Annotated in this window: 22 protein-coding genes; 10 read left to right on the top strand and 12 right to left on the bottom strand. The window is 57.0% G+C overall.

Going from position 1 to position 22,145, the window contains the following annotated elements; genetic code table 11:
- Nucleotides 1–2: 2 nt before the first annotated feature.
- Complete coding sequence (locus tag AC2FH8_RS04185; RefSeq protein ID WP_496688410.1) at nucleotides 3–299, top strand: DUF7742 family protein; 297 nt, start codon at nucleotides 3–5, stop codon at nucleotides 297–299.
- On the opposite strand, the gene AC2FH8_RS04180 is transcribed toward AC2FH8_RS04185, so the two are convergent.
- Complete coding sequence (locus tag AC2FH8_RS04180; protein ID WP_496688408.1) at nucleotides 280–618, bottom strand: TraR/DksA family transcriptional regulator; 339 nt, start codon at nucleotides 616–618, stop codon at nucleotides 280–282. The two genes, AC2FH8_RS04185 and AC2FH8_RS04180, sit on opposite strands and share 20 nt — an antisense overlap.
- Before the next feature lie 84 nt (nucleotides 619–702).
- Between AC2FH8_RS04180 and cysE the strand changes: the two genes are divergently transcribed.
- Entirely contained in the window at nucleotides 703–1,518 is an 816-nt protein-coding gene (gene cysE, locus AC2FH8_RS04175) for a serine O-acetyltransferase (protein WP_496688406.1), read from the top strand.
- A gap of 54 nt (nucleotides 1,519–1,572) precedes the next feature.
- On the opposite strand, the gene AC2FH8_RS04170 is transcribed toward cysE, so the two are convergent.
- The 5 genes from AC2FH8_RS04170 to AC2FH8_RS04150 form a co-directional block, all read right to left on the bottom strand.
- On the bottom strand, nucleotides 1,573–2,877 hold the full coding sequence (locus AC2FH8_RS04170) for a pyruvate dehydrogenase complex dihydrolipoamide acetyltransferase (RefSeq protein ID WP_496688404.1): 1,305 nt from the start codon (nucleotides 2,875–2,877) through the stop codon (nucleotides 1,573–1,575).
- A 15-nt stretch (nucleotides 2,878–2,892) separates the two neighbouring features.
- Nucleotides 2,893–4,263, bottom strand: coding sequence for a pyruvate dehydrogenase complex E1 component subunit beta (locus tag AC2FH8_RS04165; protein ID WP_496688402.1), 1,371 nt, complete (start codon nucleotides 4,261–4,263; stop codon nucleotides 2,893–2,895).
- A gap of 15 nt (nucleotides 4,264–4,278) precedes the next feature.
- Nucleotides 4,279–5,268 carry a pyruvate dehydrogenase (acetyl-transferring) E1 component subunit alpha gene (gene pdhA / locus AC2FH8_RS04160; protein WP_142633213.1) on the bottom strand — a complete coding sequence of 330 codons (990 nt, stop codon included), beginning with the start codon at nucleotides 5,266–5,268 and terminating at the stop codon, nucleotides 4,279–4,281.
- 175 nt (nucleotides 5,269–5,443) lie between these two features.
- Entirely contained in the window at nucleotides 5,444–5,743 is a 300-nt protein-coding gene (locus tag AC2FH8_RS04155; RefSeq protein WP_185956602.1) for an FtsB family cell division protein, read from the bottom strand.
- A 126-nt stretch (nucleotides 5,744–5,869) separates the two neighbouring features.
- Complete coding sequence (locus AC2FH8_RS04150; RefSeq protein ID WP_496688400.1) at nucleotides 5,870–7,060, bottom strand: phosphoglycerate kinase; 1,191 nt, start codon at nucleotides 7,058–7,060, stop codon at nucleotides 5,870–5,872.
- Nucleotides 7,061–7,193: 133 nt separating this feature from the next.
- On the opposite strand from AC2FH8_RS04150, the gene AC2FH8_RS04145 reads away from it, so the two are divergent.
- Nucleotides 7,194–7,700, top strand: a complete 507-nt coding sequence (locus AC2FH8_RS04145; RefSeq protein ID WP_271947577.1) for a peptidylprolyl isomerase — start codon at nucleotides 7,194–7,196, stop codon at nucleotides 7,698–7,700.
- Nucleotides 7,693–8,241, top strand: coding sequence for a peptidylprolyl isomerase (locus tag AC2FH8_RS04140; protein ID WP_142633219.1), 549 nt, complete (start codon nucleotides 7,693–7,695; stop codon nucleotides 8,239–8,241). The genes AC2FH8_RS04145 and AC2FH8_RS04140 overlap by 8 nt, the downstream gene beginning before the upstream one ends.
- A gap of 59 nt (nucleotides 8,242–8,300) precedes the next feature.
- Here AC2FH8_RS04140 and aqpZ read toward each other — a convergent pair whose 3' ends face one another.
- Nucleotides 8,301–8,987 carry an aquaporin Z gene (aqpZ, locus tag AC2FH8_RS04135; protein WP_281994467.1) on the bottom strand — a complete coding sequence of 229 codons (687 nt, stop codon included), beginning with the start codon at nucleotides 8,985–8,987 and terminating at the stop codon, nucleotides 8,301–8,303.
- Between the two features lie 153 nt (nucleotides 8,988–9,140).
- Between aqpZ and AC2FH8_RS04130 the strand changes: the two genes are divergently transcribed.
- Nucleotides 9,141–9,938, top strand: a complete 798-nt coding sequence (locus tag AC2FH8_RS04130) for a hypothetical protein (protein WP_281994468.1) — start codon at nucleotides 9,141–9,143, stop codon at nucleotides 9,936–9,938.
- Between the two features lie 77 nt (nucleotides 9,939–10,015).
- Here AC2FH8_RS04130 and AC2FH8_RS04125 read toward each other — a convergent pair whose 3' ends face one another.
- The 4 genes from AC2FH8_RS04125 to AC2FH8_RS04110 all read right to left on the bottom strand — a co-directional run bounded on the left by AC2FH8_RS04125 (nucleotide 10,016) and on the right by AC2FH8_RS04110 (nucleotide 13,405).
- Nucleotides 10,016–10,516 carry a bactofilin family protein gene (locus tag AC2FH8_RS04125; RefSeq protein WP_271947570.1) on the bottom strand — a complete coding sequence of 167 codons (501 nt, stop codon included), beginning with the start codon at nucleotides 10,514–10,516 and terminating at the stop codon, nucleotides 10,016–10,018.
- Nucleotides 10,506–11,831 (bottom strand): M23 family metallopeptidase, encoded by a 1,326-nt coding sequence (locus AC2FH8_RS04120; RefSeq protein WP_281994469.1) that lies wholly within the window; start codon nucleotides 11,829–11,831, stop codon nucleotides 10,506–10,508. Before AC2FH8_RS04120 ends, AC2FH8_RS04125 begins: the two co-directional genes overlap by 11 nt.
- A 210-nt stretch (nucleotides 11,832–12,041) precedes the next feature.
- A complete protein-coding gene (locus tag AC2FH8_RS04115) occupies nucleotides 12,042–12,878 on the bottom strand; it encodes a ferritin-like domain-containing protein (protein ID WP_496688396.1) in 837 nt (278 codons plus the stop codon).
- A 65-nt stretch (nucleotides 12,879–12,943) separates the two neighbouring features.
- Nucleotides 12,944–13,405: a peroxiredoxin gene (locus tag AC2FH8_RS04110; RefSeq protein ID WP_496688394.1), complete on the bottom strand. Its 462-nt coding sequence runs from the start codon at nucleotides 13,403–13,405 to the stop codon at nucleotides 12,944–12,946.
- 68 nt (nucleotides 13,406–13,473) lie between these two features.
- Here AC2FH8_RS04110 and AC2FH8_RS04105 point away from each other — a divergent pair, with 68 nt between their 5' ends.
- The 4 genes from AC2FH8_RS04105 to AC2FH8_RS04090 all read left to right on the top strand — a co-directional run bounded on the left by AC2FH8_RS04105 (nucleotide 13,474) and on the right by AC2FH8_RS04090 (nucleotide 20,021).
- A complete protein-coding gene (locus tag AC2FH8_RS04105; RefSeq protein ID WP_496688392.1) occupies nucleotides 13,474–16,857 on the top strand; it encodes a YhdP family protein in 3,384 nt (1,127 codons plus the stop codon).
- Nucleotides 16,858–16,901: 44 nt separating this feature from the next.
- Nucleotides 16,902–17,948, top strand: coding sequence for a tRNA preQ1(34) S-adenosylmethionine ribosyltransferase-isomerase QueA (queA, locus tag AC2FH8_RS04100; RefSeq protein WP_496688390.1), 1,047 nt, complete (start codon nucleotides 16,902–16,904; stop codon nucleotides 17,946–17,948).
- Nucleotides 17,949–18,059: 111 nt separating this feature from the next.
- Nucleotides 18,060–19,334 carry an MFS transporter gene (locus AC2FH8_RS04095; protein WP_271947562.1) on the top strand — a complete coding sequence of 425 codons (1,275 nt, stop codon included), beginning with the start codon at nucleotides 18,060–18,062 and terminating at the stop codon, nucleotides 19,332–19,334.
- A 108-nt stretch (nucleotides 19,335–19,442) separates the two neighbouring features.
- Complete coding sequence (locus AC2FH8_RS04090; protein ID WP_142633241.1) at nucleotides 19,443–20,021, top strand: DUF924 family protein; 579 nt, start codon at nucleotides 19,443–19,445, stop codon at nucleotides 20,019–20,021.
- Here the strand turns inward: AC2FH8_RS04090 and AC2FH8_RS04085 are convergent.
- Nucleotides 20,018–20,452 (bottom strand): hypothetical protein, encoded by a 435-nt coding sequence (locus tag AC2FH8_RS04085; RefSeq protein ID WP_496688388.1) that lies wholly within the window; start codon nucleotides 20,450–20,452, stop codon nucleotides 20,018–20,020. The two genes, AC2FH8_RS04090 and AC2FH8_RS04085, sit on opposite strands and share 4 nt — an antisense overlap.
- A gap of 214 nt (nucleotides 20,453–20,666) precedes the next feature.
- Between AC2FH8_RS04085 and lpdA the strand changes: the two genes are divergently transcribed.
- On the top strand, nucleotides 20,667–22,061 hold the full coding sequence (lpdA, locus tag AC2FH8_RS04080; protein WP_271947557.1) for a dihydrolipoyl dehydrogenase: 1,395 nt from the start codon (nucleotides 20,667–20,669) through the stop codon (nucleotides 22,059–22,061).
- The last annotated feature ends 84 nt before the right edge of the window (nucleotides 22,062–22,145 follow it).

Raw genomic sequence — 22,145 nt, 5'->3', positions numbered from 1 at the left:
CGGTGCGGCCCGTATTGCACGGAGATGTCAGCGCGGCGGCGCGTGTTTTGTTGAACGCGCCGCCCGATCAGCGTGACCGTTTATGCCGACGTATGATTGCCGAAGCTGAAACGGCTGATGGCCATGTAAGTAAAACAGGGCGGCTACACCCGTTGTTCGGCAACGGTTCGTTAATGGCTGCGGCGCGAAACCGGCACCTTGCCGCCGAACCCTCATTCGATGATCTGCAGTATTGCCGGTGTTTTGAGACGGTGCTGCGTCATTTGATCCGGTTCCGCATTAACCAGAAGCACAGCTGACACATCTGGTTGCGGCGAGGTCCAATTCAAGTCGGCCATTTGGAATCGGCTCGCCGCAATCTTCGCAGAATCCGTATTCTTGACTTTCAATCCGCTTCAGCGCGGCCAAAAGGCGTCGGTATTCCAGGTCCCGATTGACTTGGTGCGCCTTGGCCATGGCCTGGTTCTGTAGCGCATCCATCCGGCTCAGACGACCGATAGATTGTTGATCCAGTTCAACAACAGATTGCGCATCTTTCCCGGCCTGCGACTGGCGCTCCAATTCGTCCATCCTGGCACGGATTTTCTCGTTGATTTGCTTCAGGTCAGCCTCATTCATTTTCGTTGCTTTGCCGATCACGGGTTTGCGTTTGGCGTTTTAGCCACTAAATGGCATTCTAGGCGCAGCAAAGGATCAAAAGCCATGTTGGAAAAGCGCAGTCATGTCACACCTGTAGATCCCGTTTGGGATCGCATCACGACCGAGGCTCAGGCCGCGGTCGAGAATGAACCACTGATGGGTGGATTGGTGCACGCCTGTATTCTGCATCATCGCAGCCTGACCAGAGCATTGTCCTATCGCGTTTCCGCTAAACTATGCTCGAACGAAATGTCGATGATGGTTCTGCGCGAGATCGTGGACGAAGCTTATGCTGACGATCCCCATTTGATTGAGGCCGCCCGCGCAGACCTGATGGCGGTCTACGAGAGGGACCCGGCCTGCCACCGTCTTCTGCAACCGATTCTGTATTTCAAGGGTTATCAAGCGATGCAGGCCTACCGCGTCGCCCATTGGCTATGGCTCAAGGGGCGATATGATCTGGCCTATTTCTTCCAGATGCGGTCCTCCGAAATCTTCGGCATCGACATTCACCCGGCTGCCAAAATCGGTAAGGGGATCATGATCGACCATGCTCATTCCATCGTGATCGGTGAAACGGCCATCGTTGGCGACAATGTTTCGATGTTGCATTCGGTCACGCTGGGCGGGACCGGAAAAGAAGAGGAGCAACGTCACCCCAAGATTGGTGATGGCGTTTTGATCGGCGCCGGCGCCAAAGTCTTGGGCAATATCAAAGTGGGCCATTGTAGTCGGATTGCCGCCGGTTCGGTGGTGCTGCAAGAGGTGCCACCATGCAAAACTGTTGCCGGTATTCCGGCCAAGATCGTCGGTGAAGCAGGATGTGACCAGCCCTCGATCTCGATGGATCATATGCTGGGCAAAGATCACCAGATCTGAAGATTCTTAAAGAAAAAGGCCGCCCAGAAGAGGGCGGCCTTTTTTAACCAGATATCAGGCCAGCATGACCATCGGGTTTTCCAGATTGTCGACGATCGCCTGCAGCAGCTGCGCACCGAGGGCACCGTCGATGACCCGGTGATCGACCGACATCGTAACCGACATGACCGTTGCAACCGTCAGTTCGCCATCGTCACCAACAACTGGTTTCTTTGCGCCAGTGCCGACGGCCAGAATGCCCGCATGCGGTGGGTTCACGATAGCGTCGAAATTGTCGATGCCGAACATGCCCAGGTTCGAGACCGCAAATGTGCCGCCCTGATACTCATGCGGGGCCAGCTTGCGTTCGCGGGCACGGGCAGCCAGGTCCTTCATCTCGGTTGAAAGCGCTGACAGCGACTTGGTGTCGGCGTCTTGCAGGACCGGCGTGAACAGGCCACCTTCGATCGCGACGGCAACGGCCACGTCCGAGGGTTTCAGCTGCAGAACCCGATCTCCCGCCCAGACGGCGTTGCATTCGGGCACCTGTTGCAGCGCATTGGCCAGGGCCTTGATGATGAAGTCATTGACGCTGAGTTTGACGCCACGGGCCTCAAGTTGCTTATTCAACTGACCGCGGAATTTCAGCAGTGCATCCAGCTTGATATCCCGGCGTAGATAGAAATGCGGGATGGTTTGTTTGGCCTCGGTCAAGCGCGCGGCGATGGTTTTGCGCATCCCGTCCAGCTTGACCTCTTCGTAATCGCGGGATTCGTACATCCGCATAACCATATCCGTCGATGGGCCGGTTGGCGCGGCTGTGGCGGCTGGTGCTGATGCGGCCTGTACAGGGGCAGCCGTTACAGCAGGGGCTGCGGTTGCGCTCTCGACATCCGCCTTGACGATACGCCCATGTGGGCCGGTTCCACTGATTTGCGCTAGGTCGAGACCTTTTTGCGCGGCGATGCGACGGGCCAGGGGTGACGCGAAGATGCGACCGCCATCTGCCTTGGAAGGAGCAGCCGGAGCGGGGGCGGGCGCTTCGGACGCCGCTGGAGCGGAGGCCTCGTTGCCCGTGGCGGCTGGCGCCGCCGCCGGAGCCGCTGCGGGCGTTGCGCTGATATCATCAGCGCTTTCGCCATCTTCCAGCAAGACCGCGATGGCGGTGTTGACCTTGACCCCTTCGGTTCCTTCAGGGATCAGGATTTTGCCGATTGTGCCTTCGTCAACGGCCTCGAACTCCATCGTGGCCTTGTCGGTTTCGATTTCGGCGAGCAGATCTCCGGAGGAGACGGTGTCGCCCTCTTTGACCAGCCATTTGGCAAGCGTGCCTTCCTCCATCGTCGGTGAAAGGGCGGGCATCAGAATTTCGGTGGGCATCTGTCTGTTGCTCCCTTACCGGTAGGTCACTTGTTTGACGGCTGCGATCACCTCGTCGGTGGTCACCAGCGCCAGTTTTTCGAGGTTCGCTGCGTAGGGCATCGGAACATCCTTGCCGGTGCAGTTGATGACAGGCGCGTCGAGGTAATCGAACGCCTCCTGCATCACCACCGATGAAATGTAGCTGCCAACCGATCCTTGTGGCCAGCCTTCTTCGACGGTCACAAGCCGGTTGGTCTTCATCACCGAATTGATGATTGCACCAGTGTCCATCGGGCGGATGGTACGCAGGTCGATCACTTCGGCACTGATGCCGTCTTCGGCCAGTTTATCGGCGGCTTCCAGTGCGAACTGCATGCCGATGCCAAAGCTGACGATGGTCACGTCTGTGCCCTCGCGCCAGATGCGGGCCTTGCCCAACGGAATGCTCAGGTCATCCACCTGCGGCACTTCGAAAGAGCGGCCATAGAGGATTTCGTTTTCCAGGAAGATCACCGGGTTCGGGTCACGGATCGCGGATTTCAGCAAGCCTTTGGCGTCGGCCGCTGAATAGGGCATGACGACCTTGAGGCCGGGGATCTGCATATACCAGGCCGCATAGTCCTGACTGTGCTGGGCTGCCACGCGTGCGGCGGCACCGTTCGGACCCCGGAACACGATGGGACAGCCCATCTGCCCGCCGGACATATAGAGCGTCTTCGCGGCCGAGTTGATGATCTGGTCAATCGCCTGCATGGCGAAGTTGAAGGTCATGAACTCGACAATCGGTTTCAACCCGCCAAAGGCCGAACCAACTGCGATCCCGGCGAAACCATGCTCGGTGATCGGGGTGTCGATTACGCGCTTGGCGCCAAACTCATCCAGCAAACCTTGCGAGATTTTATAAGCGCCCTGATATTCGGCGACTTCTTCACCCATGAGGTAGACGTCACCGTCATTGCGCATTTCTTCGGCCATGGCGTCGCGCAGGGCTTCACGCACGGTTTCGGATTTCATCTCGGCATCAGCTGGCCAATCTGGGGACAGATCTACCTTAGGTGCGGCTGGGGCAGAGACAGGAGCAGGGGCCTCAACCGCAGCAGGGGCGGCTTCGGTCGTCGCTGCGGCTGCGGGTGCAGCCGCGGGCAGGGCGGAGGCGTCTTCGCCTTCTTCGACGAGGATGGCGATAGGGGTATTTACTTTGACCCCTTCGGTGCCTTCAGCGATCAGGATCTTGCCCATGATCCCTTCATCAACGGCTTCAAACTCCATCGTGGCCTTATCTGTTTCGATTTCGGCCATGATATCGCCGCTTGATACGGTGTCGCCTTCCTTGACCAGCCATTTGGCCAGGGTGCCCTCTTCCATCGTGGGGGAAAGGGCGGGCATGAGAATTTCGGTTGCCATGTCTTAATCGTCCTCTCAGGCGTAGATATCTGTCCAAAGCTCGTCCAGCGACGGCTCGGGGCTTTCTTTCGAGAATTCAGCGGCTTGATTGACGATCTCTTTGATCTCTTTGTCGATCGCCTTCAGGTCATCCTCGGTCGCGTGTTTGCCGGAAAGCAGCAGCTCGCGGACATGTTCGATCGGGTCGCTTTGTTCGCGCACCTTCTGAACCTCTTCGCGGGTGCGGTACTTGGCCGGGTCGGACATCGAGTGTCCGCGATAGCGATAGGTTTTGATTTCCAGAATGTACGGACCTTTGCCCGCGCGGCAATGGGCGACGGCCTTTTCGCTGGCCTCTTTGACCGCTAGCACATCCATTCCGTTGACGATCTCGCCAGGGATGCCGAACGCCTCGCCCCGGTGATAGATGTCCTTGGTTGAGGTCGAGCGCGCCTGGGATGTCCCCATCGCGTATTGGTTATTCTCGATCACGAAGATCACCGGCAGTTCCCAGATGGCGGCCATGTTGAAAGTCTCATAGACCTGACCCTGGTTGGCGGCACCGTCCCCGAAATAGGTGAAGGTGACGCGGCCGTTTTCCTGATACTTGTCGGCAAAGGCCAGCCCGGCACCCAGAGGAACCTGCGCCCCGACGATGCCGTGACCGCCATAGAAATGCTTCTCTTTCGAGAACATATGCATCGAACCGCCTTTACCCTTGGACAATCCGCCCTCGCGCCCGGTCAGTTCTGCCATTACGCCGCCCGGATCCATGCCGCAGGCCAGCATATGCCCATGATCGCGATAAGAGGTGATCCGCTTGTCACCTTCTTCGGCGGCTGCTTCCAGTCCCACAACAACTGCCTCTTGACCGATATACAGGTGGCAGAAACCACCGATCAGACCCATGCCGTATAGCTGGCCAGCCTTTTCTTCGAATCGGCGGATCAGCAACATTTCACGGTAATAGGTCTTGAGTTCTTCCGCAGAAACGTTTGGTTTCTTTGTGGTTTTTCGCGCAGCCATTGTGGCGATCTCCCCCTCTCGGCAAGATAGTTTAGCGTTAAACTATCTAATAGAACATTTGAAGCTTTCTGGCGAGTGGAAATATTGCGCTGTGGTTTGACACGCGGAAAACCGTTCAGGTAGGGACGTATACGTTACCACAGCAGGGATTTCCGACGAAGAATTTTGGTCCCGCTCAGCGGATGACAATCTCATCCGAGCGGATCATACCAAGGATCGAGCGCGCCTGCTGATCCAGTAAATCGAGGTCAAGATAGGTGTCTGAAAGCCTGCGGGTCAGATTTTCCATTTCGGCGATTTCGGTGCTCAACGCTGCAAGGTCGCGCGACAGAGCATCCCGTTCCGCTGCAATCTCGACCCGTCGAAACAGGCCATAGTCACCTTGGACGGCAGCAAAGGTGAAATACACACCCAGCATGAAAGCCACCGAGAAAAAAGCAACTGAGCCCAAACCGGGCCGATGGGAACGGGACACTCTGTTTACCGCCGTATGAAGTCTGCCTCAATGTCGTGCCATTATGCTTGGCATCTGACTGCACTATGTCACAGGTGATTCGGCTTGTGAATCCCCCGATTCGCAAAATTACCCGTGCAGCTGAATTTATTGTTCCAGCGCGGCGACGCCGGGCAGGGTTTTTCCTTCCATCCATTCCAGGAATGCGCCGCCTGCTGTCGAGATATAGGTGAAATCCCGCGCCGCGCCGGACGCGTTCAGAGCGGCTACGGTATCACCACCGCCCGCGACCGAGACCAACTGGCCCGAACGGCTGAGCGCGGCAGCCTTCAGTGCGGCCGCATTCGTTGCAGCATCGAACGGTTCCAGTTCAAAGGCGCCCAAAGGGCCGTTCCAGATCAGGGTTCGGCTTTGGCTGATGACTTCAGTGATAGCGGCGACACTCTCGGGGCCTGCATCCAGGATCATGCCGTCTTCGGGGCATTGGTCTGCGGGCAAAACTTGATGCGGCGCATTGGCCTGGAAGGCTTTTGCAACGACCACGTCACACGGCAGAACGATCTGACAACCAGAGTTTTCCGCCTTGGCAAGAATCTCTGCGGCAGTGTCTTTCATCGCGGTTTCGGCCAGCGATTTGCCGACACTGATACCTTGTGCCACCAGAAAGGTGTTGGCCATGCCACCGCCGATGATCAGGTGGTCCACCTTGTCGATCAGGTTGCCCAGCAGCTCCAGCTTGGTTGACACTTTTGCCCCACCGACCACCGCTGTCACCGGACGCTCGGGCGCGCCAAGAGCGCTTTCAAGTGCCTGCAGCTCGGCCTGCATCAGCCGACCAGCGCAGGCAGGCAGCAGGCGAGCGATAGCTTCGGTTGAGCTGTGGGCGCGGTGCGCAGCGGAAAAGGCGTCGTTGCAATAGACCTCGCCCAGTTTGGCCATGCCAGCAGCCAGATCAGGATCATTCTTGGTTTCAGCAGCATGAAAACGGGTGTTTTCCAACAGCAATACTTGCCCGGCTTGCAGAGTGTCTGCGACAAGCTCGGCCTCGGTTCCGACGCAATCGGCTGCGAACAGAACTTGCGCGCCAAAGGCGCTTTCCAGTGTGGGAATAAGTTGTTTCAGCGACAGGCTTTCGCGCCGCTCTCCGCCCGGGCGTCCGAAATGGGCTAGAAGGATAGGCTTGCCTCCTGCGGCGAGAATATCGCGTACTGTGGGTACGATGCGCTGAATCCGGGTAGCGTCGGTCACGACCCCATCCACCACGGGCACATTGATATCCACGCGCACCAGCACGCGTTTACCGTTCAGGTCCATATCGTCCAGTGTTTTCCAGCCCATCGCGCGATCCTCGTGTTTGGCAACCGATCTAGGCGGTTCTTTTCCTGCATTTTGCCCTCAGGTCAATGCGTCACTTGGCTTTCGCGTGCGTGGCGCATAGGTATTTGCGCAAGATAAACGACAGGAGGGCCACATGGCCGAGATCAAGGATCCCGAAAACACAATCATTATCGAGCTGAAGGGCGGCAATGTCGTCATCGAGCTGCTGCCAGATGTGGCTCCGCAGCATAGCGCTCGGATGAAGGAACTGGCGCGCAGCGGTGAATATGACAACGTGGCCTTTCACCGTGTAATCGACGGTTTCATGGCGCAAACCGGTGACGTGCAGCACGGCGATATGGAAGACGGATTCAACCTGCGCAGTGCAGGCACAGGCGGGTCATCGCTGCCGAATGTTCCGGCAGAGTTTTCGAAACTGCCGCATGATCGCGGCACGTTGGGCGCGGCTCGGTCGCAGAATCCGGACTCGGCCAATTCGCAGTTTTTCATCAACTTTAGCGACAACCATTTCCTGAACGGCCAATACACGGTCTATGGCCGTGTTATCGACGGGATGGAGCATGTGGACGCCATTGTTCGGGGCGAGCCACCCGCAAGCCCGGATCGTATGATCAGCGTCAAGGTGGCTGCCGATGTATAAGCTGGCCGCCGCATTTGTCCTGCTGGCCGGTCCTGCACTGGCCACGGGCCTAGAGATCGAGATTGAGGGCGAGGGGGCCAATGGCACCGTAACCGTTGATCTGTTTGACGATATTGCCCCCAAGCATGTTGAACAAATTAGCGCCCTTGCCGCTGCTGGCCAGTATGATGGCGTGGTGTTTCACCGCGTGATCGACGGCTTCATGGCTCAGACTGGTGACGTTGAACACGGTCGGGTCGGTGGCGATATGCGTCGTGCCGGTACTGGTGGTTCGGATCGGCCGGATCTGCCAGCTGAGTTCTCGGACTATAACTTTGATCGTGGTGTTATTGGCATGGCGCGGGCGCAGGATCCCGACAGTGCCAACTCGCAATTCTTCATAATGTTTGAACCTGGGCCGTTCCTGAACGGTCAATATACGGTTGTCGGTCAGGTTACTGACGGTATGGACGTTGTTGATGCGATCAAGCGAGGCGAAGGCCCGAACGGAGCCGTAATCGGCCAGCCGGATGCGATGAAAAAGGTCACCGTGACCGAATAGATAAAAGGACCCCGGTGCCTGGTCAGGTGCCGGGGTCTTTTTGTAAGCGTGCGCTTGGGTCAGTCGTCAGACATGGCCTTCCAGATCAGCGCACCAATCGCGCCACCAATCAGCGGGGCAACCCAGAACAACCATAGCTGAGCCAGCGCCGGCCCATCGGCAAACAGGGCAACACCGGTTGACCGTGCCGGGTTGACAGATGTGTTGGTCACCGGGATCGAGATCAGATGGATCAGCGTCAGCGCCAGACCGATGGCAATCGGCCCGAACCCTGCCGGAGCACCGCTTGAGGTCGCGCCCAGAATGATCAGGATGAAAAATGCCGTCAGCACGATCTCGATCACCAAGGCGGACATCATCGAATAGCCCATGGGTGATGCCTCGCCATAGCCATTGGACGCAAAGCCTCCGACCCCGGCGAAATCTGGTGCGCCGCTGACGATCAGATACAGAACAGCCGCCGCTGCAATGGCTCCGATAACCTGAGCAATCCAATAGGGCAGCAGATCCTTAGCCGGGAACCGTCCGCCGATCATTAAACCCAGACTGACTGCCGGATTGAAATGCCCGCCTGAAATGTGGCCAACGGCAAATGCCATAGTCAGCACTGTTAGGCCAAAGGCGAAAGATACGCCCAACCAGCCGATACCGACATCCGCGACGCCAGCCGCTAAAACAGCGCTGCCGCAACCGCCAAGCACCAACCAGAATGTACCGAAAAATTCAGCCATGAGTTTTGTTGACATGAAAAGTCCTCCGAAAACCAACGGGCTGTAGTGTAATCCAAAACACAGAAATATCGAAGCTACTCATCACACATAGAAATTCGGCGGAGAATGAAGGGGTATTTGAGCGCGCTTGCCACGTCAAAAGTGGGCAGATAGACCTATGGGTGTGGCATGGAAATATGGGTTCAGCCTACGATGACGTCAAAGACGAATAAGCCGGTTAAGGCCAAGTTATTGCCGGATGATCCGTTCTTCCCGCTCATTCAGGATGCTTATCGCGTTTTTAAACGTCCAAAGCCAAGCAATATCGAGGTCTGCGAAGGGTGCTGCATGGAACCGGATATCGAGGCTGATTTCTTTCACCCGCCCATTCAGGAACTGCCGTTGCACTATCTTCAGGACTGGTATTTTGCAGCGAGTGATCCGGGAGGGATTGCCAAGAATACCTGGGCCTATCTTTTGCCGCGTGTGCTAGAGGTCTTGGCCTGTGGCGAAGAGGTAAGCTCTGTCGGGATCGAAGTCAGCCTGAGCCGGTATCCGACGGGACAGGCCCGGAACTGGTCGTCGGAGGAGTGGCGTGTCCTGGACGATTTCCAGAAACGTTTTCTTCTGAAGGCGATCGAAGGGGGCTCAGAAGAATGTCTGGACGATACGCTATGCATGTTTCGCCTCGGGGGTTGGCCAATGGATGGCCTTTTGGCGCAAGTAGCCGCAGCTAAAACGGCGACTTTGGCAGAACGGTTCTGGCAGGACTGGTGTTACGGGTATGCGCCCTCGGTTTGGATCACGGCCTTCTGGGAAAGCCCGGACGGCACGGCTGCATTTGATTTTTACACGTCTGAAGTCATGTATCGAAGAATGCAGCAGCTTGCCTTTGATGATGGCACGCCACCAGAATTGTCCGAAAAGGCGCTGATGGTCGCAGAAGTGATCGAGGCCAATGCGACCTGGAACCAACCTGATCAGTGAAAGCCTTTCGGTCAGAATTGCAAAAGAAAACGCCGCAGGCTGTCCCGCGGCGTTTGTTTCCTGTCAGTCTGTCAGGATTACTGTTTGACGTCAGCAGCCGGGTTAGCGCCCGGTTTTCCGCTGCGGCCAGGGTTCAGAGGATCGTCCTGACGCTGAACGGAGCCTTCGAAATGCGCGCCGCTTTCGATGGCGATTGTCTTGTGAATGATGTCGCCTTCGACCCGTGCGGTCGAGGTCAGGCGCACTTTCAGGCCACGCACGCGGCCAACGATACGGCCGTTGATGACAACGTCATCTGCAGTGACTTCGCCCTTGATGGTCGCCGTTTCACCGATGGTCAGCAGATGCGCACGAATGTCACCTTCCACCGTACCTTCGACCTGAATGTCACCCGAGGTTTTCAGGTTTCCGGTGATGTGCAGATCCGAAGACAGGACCGATGCGGGTGGCTTGGGTTTGGGCGCGGTGCTGGCCTTGGTTTCCGTCGGTGCAGGGGTTGCCGGAGTGGCCGGAGCGGCAGGCTTGGCGGCCTCTGGGGCATTGGTTCCGGGCTCGTTGATTTTGCTCTTAGAAAACATTTCTTGCAGCCTTGATGTAAGTCATTGGGTTAACTGGTTTTCCGTTTACGCGGACCTCATAGTGCAGGTGCGTTCCGGTCGACCGTCCGGTGTTACCCATATCAGCAATATGATCCCCGCGCGAGACCCTTTGGCCAACCTTAACCCGTAACTTGGTGTTATGAGCGTAAAGTGTCTCAATTCCGAAGGCGTGCCGGATTTTGACCAGACGCCCGAAACCCGATTGCCAGCCCGCATGGGTGACTACGCCGTCGGCGGTCGCAAAGATATCAGTTCCAAGTGCACCGGCGAAATCGGAACCGTTATGCATGCGGCGACCGCCCGTTTTTGGGTCACGGCGCGTGCCGAAGCCACTGGTAAAGCGGACAGCCGCTTTCACCGGGCTGGCAAACGGGGCCTTTTCTGCTGCGATACGATAGAGGTTCAGCTGGTCCATCTGTTGCAACAGAGTGTTCGCGCGGATCTCGTCGGGGGTCAGGTCCTCACCGCGCGTGCTGAAGGAAATTGGGGTGAGGGGGCCACCCATGCCGCTATAGCCACGCCGTACTTCTTCAATGATACGGTCAGTTGGCATACCTGCCTGTCGGAACATCTTGTCGAGCGGTTCAACCGAGATGATCATTGCTTCTTCTAGCTGACGGAAAATCTCGTCGCTGCGTTCCTGCATCAGCCGGATCTCAAGCTCGAGATCGTCCCGCTGATCCAGTGCGTTCCGGGCGTCGGCTGCGATCTGATCACGCTCCTGCGCGGTGCGGGTCAGAGCAACGGTCATAAATTCCATCTGTTCGGGGCTGGCAGTGTTTGCCAACGTGAGCCCATCATCGGAATCTGATTGTTGCAGCGCCGCAAGCTCCTGACGGGCAGATTCCCGTTGTTTCATGGTGGTGCGCAGGGTGGACTGGATTACCTCGATCCCCGTTTCCAACTCACGGCGGCTGTTTTCGGACGCCAGCAGCTCGGATTGCATCGCAGAGATCTGTTCAAGCGCGGCGTTGAACCGGTCCTGAGCCATCAGAGCCTCATGAGCGCGCACGTCACGCTCTGCTGACAGAATATTCAGCCGCTCCTGATATGTCGCCTGATCGCGCTTGGCCTGTTCTCGGAAGTTGCCTGATCCGATGCTGTCCATCAACAGGATTGCCGTAGTGACCGCAGTCCAGCCAACAAACAGGGCAACACCAGCAACTGCAAAGATCTGTGTCTCTGAGCTGAGCCGGATGAACCGTGTGTCATTGTCAGATTTCAGAAAGACCCGGCGTTCCGGGAAGTGCTGCTCAAGCAGCGAATGTAGTTTGATTGCCAGACGTGCTCGCACGCGCCTTACCTCTCGATCCCCAAATTCGGGATCGGTTGTGAGTGGTCTCCGTCCCTTGGGGCAACTGAATAGAGGGGACGTCCGATTTGGGCAAGATTGTTAACTAGTTCACACAACAAACAGGGTTAATCCCGCCAATTCTCGGCGAGAAATTGCCGATTACATCAACTGGAGGATGATTCAAAGACCGCTATGACCGTGCATGCCGACCTAGCGGGCAGAGCCGGGCTGCGGCAGGCCTTCGGTCAGCGGCCAATAGAAATCCGGCGGTAACCCGGCTTCGGCCCGCTTTTCTTCGTTGAAGGGCGGTTTAAGAACGCCATGAAAATAGCGCCGGACCAGATCGTGAAAGATACCCTTTGGGTCAGCGTTCTCGCGTCCGCAAAGGAAATGGAACCACTTGGACCCGTAAGCAACATGCCCGACTTCTTCGGCGTAGATCACCTCGAGCGCGGCAATGGCCTGTTCAGCCTTTGCCTTGCGGAAGATGTCAATCATGCCGGGGGTCACATCCAGACCCCGCGCCTCAAGCACCATCGGTACTACGGCCAAACGGCCCATCAAATCTTCTGCTGTATCTTCGGCAGCGCGCCACATACCCGCATGGGCGGGCAGGGCGCCGTAATGACTGCCCATCTGTTCCAGGCAATCGCAGACCATTTCGAAGTGGCGCGATTCCTCTTCGGCGCATTTGACCCAGTCGTCGTAGAAACCGATAGGCATAGGGACATGGCCAAATCGGGCGATGATATCCCAATGCAGATCAACCGCGTTCAGTTCGATATGGGCGACCGCGTGTAGCAGGGCGATGCGCCCAGCCTCGGAGCCGGGGCGGCGCCTTGGGACATCCCGGGGGGACAGCAAATCTGGTTTGTCCGGTCGGGCGGGATTCAACGGCGGTGTTGCGGTGCCCACTTCAATCGCAGGAGCGTCCCCTGATCGCGCCGCAAACCAAGCTGCGGCATGGCGCTTGGACAGGGCGGTCTTTTCGCGCCCGTCTGCTGTGGTCAGAACTTCGGTCGCCATTTGGGTCAGTGTTTTCGACACCGGGATATCTCCGCTTTCAAGATTTGTTCGGGTAATAATCCGGATGACGACCGCGGTGAAGAGGGTTACAGCGCGCGCACGGCTTCCAGTACCTCTTCCACATGGCCGGGCACTTTGACCTTTCGCCAGATGCGAGCGATCTTACCGTCGGCGTCAATCAGAAAGGTTGAACGCTCGATCCCCATCGACTTGCGCCCGTACATGTTCTTCTCGACCCACACACCGTAATCCTCGCAAACGGTCGAGCCTTCGTCGGACAAAAGTGGCGTCGTAAGACCGTGTTTGGCGACGAATTTGTCATGCTTAGCCACCGTGTCGCGCGAGATGCCGAAAACCAGGGCGCCGGCATCAGCAAAGGCTTGAAGTTGTTCCGAGAAACCGATGGATTCCTTGGTGCAGCCCGGCGTATCATCACGGGGATAGAAAAACAAAACGACGGCGCTGCCTTGCAGGTCTGACAGCGTAACCTCACCACCGCCGTCGCGGGGCAAAGTGAAACCGGGGGCGATGTCTGTAACGTCGGGCATTGGAAACTCCGCTAAAGGTTTTTAAGTGCTGCCTGACATCATGGTGCGGTGCAAGCAGGTAATAGGGCGTGGGTCGGAATTTGGCGCGGCAAGAAGATACACAAGAAGGCCCGGACGGGAAACCCCGCCGCCGTCGGTCACGCCGCCGCATCGCTGCGTGGGGGATCGTCGGAACCTTCCTGTTGCTTTGCCTGCTGGCCTTTGGCGGCTGGTTCTTTCTGATTGGCAAACAACTGCACGCGCCCGACTGGATGCGGGCGCAGGCCGAAAAACGGCTGGATCAAAGCCTGGGAGGGATCAAGATCCGCTTTGGCGACGCCAGCTTTATCGTCAACGAAAACTGGCTGCCACGTTTGCGGCTGACGGATGTGACGATCAGCGACGCGGCGGGACAACAGATCGCGCAAGTGGCGGATATGCGCACACGGTTGTCGATGCGGTGGCTGCTACGGGGGAAAATCCGGCCGCGCACGATTACCCTGCGCGATGCCCAAATCGCATTGACCCGCGGATTGGACGGGGCGCTTTCGTTGACAGTCGGTTCTGGCAGTGCACCGGTTCAGCGGGCGCGGACATTGATCGAGTTGATCGAGGAATCTGACGATGTCTTTTTGTCACCGCTGCTGTCGGGGCTGAGGTCGGTCGAGCTTGAGTCGTTGACGCTGGACTATCAGGATTTGCGCCTGTCGCGCGCCTGGGTTTTCGACGGCGGACATATTTCGATCATCCGTACCGGTGACGAAATGCGCATGTCCACCGGGTTCTCTGTTCTGACAGGGCGCGATTATGCCAGTTCGATTGAGGTAAATTATACCAGCGTACTTGGAACGCCCCAGGCAAGCTTTGGCTTTGCGATAACCGACCTGCCTGCCGAGGATATTGCAAGTCAAAGCCTAGCCTTGTCATGGTTGCAGGTCCTTGACGCTCCGATCTCGGGCGCGGTGCGCGGCAGTGTTGATGGCAAAGCGGCGCTGGGGCCGTTATTTGCGACCCTGAACCTTGCGGCAGGCGCGGTGCAAGCCAACCAAGAGACAAAACCGATTCCGTTTGAATCCGCCAGGGCTTATTTCAGCTATGACCCAAGTCGGCAGGAGCTGGATTTCGACGAGGTTTCTGTAGTCTCCGCCTGGGGGTCCGTTCAGGCCGAGGGAAGGGCCTTTTTGAGAGGTATCGAGAATGGGCTGCTGGAAAGCCTGACCTCTCAACTCCGTCTCAGCAGCATCGACATCAACCCGGCTGGTCTGTTTCCGGAACCCCTCAAGTTGGCGCGTGCCGACCTTGATCTGAAGATGAAGCTGGCCCCGTTCGAGTTGCGCCTCGGACAGATGACGGTTGAAGACGAAAACCTAACGCTGCGTGCTAGGGGTAATCTGAATGGTGAAGCCGAAGGTTGGTCGGGGTACCTCGAGGCCCATCTGGACGAGTTGGAGTCAGGCCAGTTGCTGAGATACTGGCCCCAATTACTTGCCGAAAAGCCGCGTAAATGGGTGTCCGACAATTTATATGAAGGCCGGCTCTCGGATGTCGATTTTGCATTGCGGTTGAAGCCGGACACCAAGCCGGACATTTACTTGGACTTCGGGTTCGACGACGCCAAAGTCCGCTTTGCCAAAACTTTACCGCCGGTCCAGGACGCTCAGGGGCAGGCCAGCCTGATCAACCAACGGTTTACGGTGACAGCCGAGAAAGCGGTTGTCATTGCCGATCAGGGCGGCCCGATAGACGGGTCAGGAACATCCTTCATAATTCCAGATACGTCGATCAAAAAGCTTTCGCCGGCGATTGTGCGCGTCAAGGCCAAGGGCTCGGCAACGGCCGCCTTGTCTTTGATGGATCGTCCCCCTTTGCAGCTGATGACAAAGGCAAATTTGCCCGTGGATGTGGCCTCTGGCGATGTGGAACTGTCAGGCACCTTATCTCTGCCGATGAAGAAGGGGCTGAAGTTCGATGAAACCCAGTTTCACTTTACTGGTAAGATTGGTGATGTGCACAGTGATCGCTTGGTCAAAGGTTTTGTCGTCAGCGCGCCTCAGTTGACTATTTCAGGTGATCAATCCGCTGTCGAAGTCGGCGGCGACGGATATTTCGGCGACGTGCCCCTGCAGGCAACCTGGCGCCAGCCTATTGGGGGTCGAGAACCGAAACCCAGTGAACTGAAAGGGCAGATCGAGATTTCGCCCCGGTTGGTGACCGAGCTGCGTGCCGGGTTACCAAAGGGTATGCTGACTGGAAAAGGCGTTGCCGAAATAACCTTGGGCATCGGTGCTGGCCGCCCCCCGAAACTGACGGCGACATCGGATCTGGAAGGCGTAGTGCTGTCTATCCCCGAGCTCGGGTGGCGCAAAGGCGCTGGTACCAAGGGGTCGATCGATGTCGAGGCAACGCTGGGCGATCAGATGCGCGTGGATACACTTCGGCTGGATGCGGCGGGGTTGAGAAGCCTGGCCTCCATTAATTTCAAAAATGGTGCTTTCGATCGTGTAGAGTTCAGCTCATTCGAACTGGGGAACTGGCTTGCGGTTCCGGCGGAGCTGATTTCACGGGGGTCAGCCTTGCCCGACATCAGGGTTTTAGGGGGCGTGATGAATCTGGGGGGCGCGACCTTTGGATCCTCCGAAGGTGGTGGCGGTGGTTCCGGGCAGGGGCCCGAGCTGGATGTAGTGTTGGATCGCCTCCAGATTACAGAGACGATCGCCCTGACCGGGTTCAAGGGAAAATTTGCGACAACTGGCGGTGTCAGCGGCGCGTTCACGGCGAATGTAAACGGCGGTGCTGCTGTGCGCGGGCAGGTGACCCCGCGCGGAGGGCGCAGTGCAGTCAATCTAATCTCTGGTGATGCAGGCGACGTTCTGAGATCGGCCAAAATGATAACCCAGGCGCGCGGTGGCAAACTGGACCTGCAACTGGAACCGGTCGGCGGGGCCGGGAACTTCGATGTCATCATGAAGATCGTGAACACCCGAATTCATGACGCCCCGGCCATGGCTGCCTTGCTGAACGCAATCAGCCTTGTTGGGCTTGTGGATGAAATGGCTGGGCAAGGCATCTTTTTCTCGAGCATCGAAAGCCGAATGCGGATTACTCCGACGGAAATCAAGGTTCTCAGCGGCAGCGCCGTCGGTCCTTCGATGGGATTGTCCTTCGACGGGACAATCGACACGGTTAGCGAAATGCTGAACTTGCGTGGCGCGATTTCCCCAATCTATCTGGTGAATGCGATTGGAAGTGTCTTCACCAAAAAAGGTGAAGGTGTGATCGCGTTCAATTATACTCTGACCGGCCCTTTGAAATCACCCTCTGTCTCGGTCAACCCTCTGTCAGGGCTTGCGCCATTGTTCTTGCGCAACCTTCTAAGGGAGCCCGCGCCGAAGGTTCAGGATGGGCCAAATGCACAGAAAGCCAAGCCGGATGAGCCCAAGCGCACCTTTGGATCGCCGCCAAAAGACAACTGAACAGGGATATAGCCGAATCTGATACGACCCTGTAAGGCGCGCCCATGAAACTCAGCGATTTCGATTTCCACCTGCCCGAGAATTTGATTGCCACCCGGCCTGCCAACCCGCGGTCCTCGGCGCGTTTGCTTGTGGCCGAGGGCGATGCAATCTCGGATGCGCACGTCTTTGACCTGCCAGACTGGCTGCGACCCGGTGATCGGCTGGTGTTGAATGATACGCGGGTCATCCCGGCACGCCTCACCGGGCGGCGTCATCGCGACAGTGCGCAAGGGCCGGTGTCTGCGTCGATCGAAGCGACGTTGCTTGATCCGCAGGCAGACGGCACCTGGGCCGCGTTGATCAAACCGCTCAAGAAGGTCAAGACAGGTGAGGTTATCCGGTTTTCGGATCAACTGAGCGCTGAGTTGGATAGGGTGGCGGACGGGCAGGCCTTTCTGCGGTTTAACCTTACGGGGCAGGATTTCGATGCTGCGCTGGAACAGGCCGGCGCGATGCCGCTGCCGCCTTATATTGCCGCCAAGCGTCCTGCCGATGCGCAGGACAAGACGGATTACCAGACGATCTGGGCGCGCAACTCCGGGGCCGTGGCCGCGCCCACCGCGTCGCTGCATTTTGACGAAGCGCTGATGCAGGCGCTTACCGCGCGCGGCGTTTCTGTTTCCTACGTTACGCTTCATGTCGGTGCCGGAACGTTTCTGCCAGTCAAGGTCGAGGATGTGACGACCCATAAGATGCATGCAGAATGGGGCAGGGTCAGTGCGGAAGCCGTCAGTGAAATTCGTGAAACCAAAGCCATAGGTGGCCGTGTCATTCCGGTGGGCACAACCGCGCTGCGATTGATCGAAAGCGCCGCCCGCAGTGGGCAGATCGTACCCTGGGAGGGCGATACCGACATCTTCATCTATCCGGGCTTTCAGTTTTACGTCACGGATGCGCTGATCACCAATTTCCATCTGCCGAAATCCACGCTGCTGATGTTGGTTTCAGCTTTGATGGGGCAGGATCGGATGCAAGAGGTTTATGAGCACGCGATTGCGCAGAACTATCGGTTCTTTTCATATGGGGATGGGTCGCTTTTGATCCCTTGAGCGGCGTGTTGTCGGGATCGTTGCGTTTCGATGTCGTAGACAAGCTGGTTCAAAGCCGTTTTTGATATAAAAACGAATCTCTTGTTCAGGTTAGCAATTTCGGAGGCCTCTATGCTTCAGGTCATTACCAGCGCGTGGTCACTTCTTCTTGGCATGGGCCTGCTTATGATTGGCAATGGCCTACAGGGCACAATCCTGGGCGTCCGAGGCGAGATCGAAGGGTTTTCGACCCTTCAGATGTCTGTTGTGATGTCAGCTTATTTCGTAGGTTTCCTCGGAGGTTCTCGCCTTGCACCGGAGATGATCCGGCGGGTGGGGCATGTGCGGGTCTTTGCTGCGCTCGCTTCTTTTATTTCGGCCGTGATGATCATGTATCCGATGTTGACCGAGCCAGTCGCGTGGGCTTTGGGGCGTGTCGTGATCGGGTTTTGTTTCTCGGGAGTGTATGTCACCGCCGAAAGCTGGCTGAACAACGCGGCCAATAACGAGAACCGGGGCCAGGCGCTTTCGCTTTATATGATCGTACAGATGACTGGGATCATCACCGCTCAGGGGCTTATGCTGGTTGGCGATCCTGCTGGTTACGAAACCTTTGTGATCGCATCCATTCTGGTTTCGGTTTCCTTTGCTCCGATTCTGCTGTCGATTTCACCGACACCGGCATTTGACACGACCAAGCCCATGACATTGCGTGAACTGATGGGGAAGTCGCCGTTGGGCTGCGTGGGCATGTTCCTGCTGGGCGGAGTGTTCTCGGCCCAGTTTGGTATGTCGGCGGTCTATGGCGCGCGCGCTGGGCTGACACTGGTTGAGATTTCGACCTTCGTGGCGGCTTTCTATGTCGGGGCAATACTGCTGCAATATCCGCTGGGTTGGTTCTCGGACCGGATGGATCGCCGGTTCCTGATCATGCTGGCGGGCATCATTGGTGCTTGCGGGGCGGCCACTGCGATGATGTTCGGGTCGACTTCATTTCCGTTCCTTCTGGCCTCGGCCTTTGTGATTGGCGGCATGTCTAACCCGCTGTATTCGCTGCTGATTGCGCATACGAATGACTTTCTGGAGCATGAGGATATGGCGGCGGCCTCTGGCGGTCTGGTCTTCATCAATGGACTGGGCGCCATTGCTGGCCCGCTGATTACCGGTTGGTTGATGGGCGATGACGTGTTCGGACCGTCGGGCTTTTTCCTGATCATCTTTGCACTGCTTGCAGCCACTGCTGTCTATGCGATGTATCGCATGACACAGCGTGCGGCGATTCCTGTGGATGAGACGGGCACCATGTCTCCGCTTTACCCAACGGCCTCGCCGGTGGCTTTCGAATTGGCGCAAGAGGTGGCTATCGAAGCCGCCGAAGCCGATCAGGAAACGCAAGATGTAGCCTAGGACACGAAATTATGTCGCAAGTGTTGCAAATTTTTACTGTCACAAATCTGTAAATCAGCCTTAAATGACGTTACGTCCCTGGGGAGGGCAAAACGACGGAGCAAGGCAATGGTAGGGCCTGAAGAAGTATTGAGTTTTTGGCTGGATCAAGTGGGTCCAGATGGTTGGTATATTGAGGATGAAGCGCTAGACGCAGAGATCCGCGAAAAATTTCTTTCCACATGGGAAATTGCTAATGAGGGAAAGTTCTCTCTCTGGCTGACATACCCCAGCGGGGCACTGGCCTATATAATTCTGATGGACCAGTTTCCTAGAAATATGTTCCGCGGCAGTGGTAAGGCGTTCGCCACTGATAAGGCGGCCTTGTCGGCAGCGAAATGCGCCATCGACAAGGGCTGGGATCTGAAGATTGACGAACCCGCGCGGCAGTTCTTTTATCTTCCACTGATGCACTCGGAAAATCTGTGTGACCAAGAGCGTTGTGTACGCCTGATGTGCCAGAATATCGACGAATCCAAGTCAACCAACCTGCTGCATGCAAGGGCGCATAGGGAGGTGATCCGAAAGTTCGGCCGTTTCCCCTATCGTAACGAAGCATTGTCGCGCCCCATGACCGAACATGAGGCCGCCTATGTAAACATGGGCGGGTACGGGTCCACCGTCCGAGAGCTTCAGGCCGCAGGTTAGCCTTCGACCGAACAACCTTTGATTGTGATAATACGGTCGGCCACAGTGTCGGCCGTTTTTTCTATTGCGGTGCCGATGAAGGCGTCAGGCGTTTCGGCAACCGCAACGATACGAGACTGCGCCGCCTGCAGCGTATCTTCGATTTGGCTCAGACGGTCGAGCGTTTGCGAGACCCGTTGGGCGGTGGCGGTGTCGGCAAGCGCGCCATTGACTTGTATAGTTGCGAGTTCAGTGCGAAGTGCTGCCAATTCACTGCGCACGCCTTGAACCTCTTTGCGCAAAGGGGCGACGATCTGAACCTTCTGTGAAAAATCAGACATCAGGGACTGCGCTGTTGTGGTCAGCTTCCAGCCCAAAAACAAACACAAGGCCACCAGGATAAGCGTGGCGTTGATTAGGGCGAGGGCCAGATCTTTCAGCGTTTTAGCCATGTTATGCCTTTCGCGTAAATGGATTTAGAATGGAGCAACTGGGATACTTAGCTATCTTCTAGCGTTTTGAACGGGTGCGGTATAGGCTCGAACCTCTGCAATCCGTATGGGTTTACCCTGCGTAGCTTTTGTCGCGGGGACTAAGTGTTGAAGGGTGGCTGATATTAGTTTAATGGTAAACTAATTTGGAAATGACCTGCTCCGAGAGGGAAACATGGCAGCACAATCTTTTGATCTGATCGTAATCGGCGCTGGTCCTGGCGGGTATGTCGCAGCCATTCGCGCAGCACAGCTTGGTTTGAAAACCGCCGTGGTCGAGCGCGAACATCTCGGGGGGATATGTCTTAACTGGGGCTGCATCCCAACAAAGGCGCTGCTGCGGTCTTCAGAAGTGTTTCACCTGATGGAGCGCGCAAAGGATTTTGGGCTGAAGGCCGAGAAGATCGGATATGATCTGGATGCTGTGGTCAAGCGATCGCGCGGTGTCGCCGGGCAGCTTTCAGGCGGTATCGGTCACCTGCTGAAAAAGAACAAAGTGACGGTTGTCATGGGCGAGGCGACGATTCCGGCCAAGGGCAAGGTCTCGGTCAAAACCGACAAGGGCAGCGAAGAGTTGACAGCCAAGAACATCGTTCTGGCAACCGGCGCGCGCGCCCGCGAGCTTCCCGGGCTGGAAGCGGATGGTGATCTGGTCTGGACATACAAACACGCTCTGCAGCCGCCGCGGATGCCCAAGAAACTGCTGGTCATCGGGTCGGGTGCAATCGGGATCGAGTTCGCTAGCTTCTACAATACGCTCGGTGCAGATACGACGGTGGTTGAAGTCATGGACCGGGTTCTGCCCGTCGAGGATGCCGAGATCAGCGCCTTCGCCAAGAAAGCCTTTATCAAACAGGGCATGAAGATCATGGAAAAGGCGATGGTCAAGCAGTTGGACCGCGCTAAGGGTAAAGTCACTGCGCATATCGAGGTGAAGGGAAAGGTCGAAAAGCACGACTTTGACACTGTGATTTCTGCCGTGGGCATCGTCGGCAATATCGAAAATCTGGGGCTTGAAGCGCTGGGTGTGAAAATCGACCGGACCCATGTCGTGACTGACGAATTCTGTCGCACTGGTGTCGATGGCCTATACGCCATCGGTGACATTGCCGGAGCGCCATGGCTGGCGCATAAAGCAAGCCATGAGGGTGTCATGGTGGCCGATCTGATCGCCGGGAAACATGCCCATCCGGTCAAGCCCGAAAGCATCGCGGGCTGCACCTATTGCCATCCGCAGGTTGCGTCGGTCGGCTATTCCGAGGCAAAGGCGAAAGAGCTTGGCTATGACATCAAGGTCGGCCGTTTTCCCTTCATCGGCAACGGCAAGGCAATCGCGCTTGGAGAGCCCGAAGGGCTGGTCAAAACAGTCTTCGACGCCAAAACCGGAGAGCTGTTGGGCGCCCACATGATTGGCGCGGAAGTCACTGAGTTAATTCAGGGGTATGTGGTCGGGCGCCAGCTTGAAACCACCGAAGAGGATCTGATGAACACAGTGTTCCCGCATCCGACTTTGTCCGAGATGATGCATGAAAGCGTTTTGGACGCTTACGGGCGCGTGATCCATATGTAACTCAGGGCAGGGGGTACCTCTGCCGATCTGCGGCACATTACCAAAAGTATCTTTGGCCAGATGAAGCAGCGAGCCAAGCTTCAT

This window comes from Ruegeria sp. CDSC025 (genome assembly GCF_059610805.1).
Note: the sequence above shows the minus strand (reverse complement) of the source record. Positions and strands in the feature narration are given on the sequence as shown.

Bases quoted from the DNA above. Each gene is read 5' to 3' on its own strand.
- queA (WP_496688390.1), top strand. From the start codon at position 16,902: ATGAAACTCAGCGATTTCGATTTCCACCTGCCCGAGAATTTGATTGCC.
- lpdA (WP_271947557.1), top strand. From the start codon at position 20,667: ATGGCAGCACAATCTTTTGATCTGATCGTAATCGGCGCTGGTCCTGGC.
- AC2FH8_RS04125 (WP_271947570.1), bottom strand. From the start codon at position 10,516: ATGTTTTCTAAGAGCAAAATCAACGAGCCCGGAACCAATGCCCCAGAG.
- AC2FH8_RS04090 (WP_142633241.1), top strand. From the start codon at position 19,443: ATGGTAGGGCCTGAAGAAGTATTGAGTTTTTGGCTGGATCAAGTGGGT.
- pdhA (WP_142633213.1), bottom strand. From the start codon at position 5,268: ATGGCTGCGCGAAAAACCACAAAGAAACCAAACGTTTCTGCGGAAGAA.
- cysE (WP_496688406.1), top strand. From the start codon at position 703: ATGTTGGAAAAGCGCAGTCATGTCACACCTGTAGATCCCGTTTGGGAT.
- AC2FH8_RS04085 (WP_496688388.1), bottom strand. From the start codon at position 20,452: ATGGCTAAAACGCTGAAAGATCTGGCCCTCGCCCTAATCAACGCCACG.
- AC2FH8_RS04110 (WP_496688394.1), bottom strand. From the start codon at position 13,405: ATGCCCGACGTTACAGACATCGCCCCCGGTTTCACTTTGCCCCGCGAC.
- aqpZ (WP_281994467.1), bottom strand. From the start codon at position 8,987: ATGTCAACAAAACTCATGGCTGAATTTTTCGGTACATTCTGGTTGGTG.
- AC2FH8_RS04130 (WP_281994468.1), top strand. From the start codon at position 9,141: ATGGAAATATGGGTTCAGCCTACGATGACGTCAAAGACGAATAAGCCG.
- AC2FH8_RS04140 (WP_142633219.1), top strand. From the start codon at position 7,693: ATGTATAAGCTGGCCGCCGCATTTGTCCTGCTGGCCGGTCCTGCACTG.
- AC2FH8_RS04095 (WP_271947562.1), top strand. From the start codon at position 18,060: ATGCTTCAGGTCATTACCAGCGCGTGGTCACTTCTTCTTGGCATGGGC.
- AC2FH8_RS04150 (WP_496688400.1), bottom strand. From the start codon at position 7,060: ATGGGCTGGAAAACACTGGACGATATGGACCTGAACGGTAAACGCGTG.
- AC2FH8_RS04165 (WP_496688402.1), bottom strand. From the start codon at position 4,263: ATGGCAACCGAAATTCTCATGCCCGCCCTTTCCCCCACGATGGAAGAG.
- AC2FH8_RS04145 (WP_271947577.1), top strand. From the start codon at position 7,194: ATGGCCGAGATCAAGGATCCCGAAAACACAATCATTATCGAGCTGAAG.
- AC2FH8_RS04180 (WP_496688408.1), bottom strand. From the start codon at position 618: ATGAATGAGGCTGACCTGAAGCAAATCAACGAGAAAATCCGTGCCAGG.
- AC2FH8_RS04170 (WP_496688404.1), bottom strand. From the start codon at position 2,877: ATGCCCACCGAAATTCTGATGCCCGCCCTTTCACCGACGATGGAGGAA.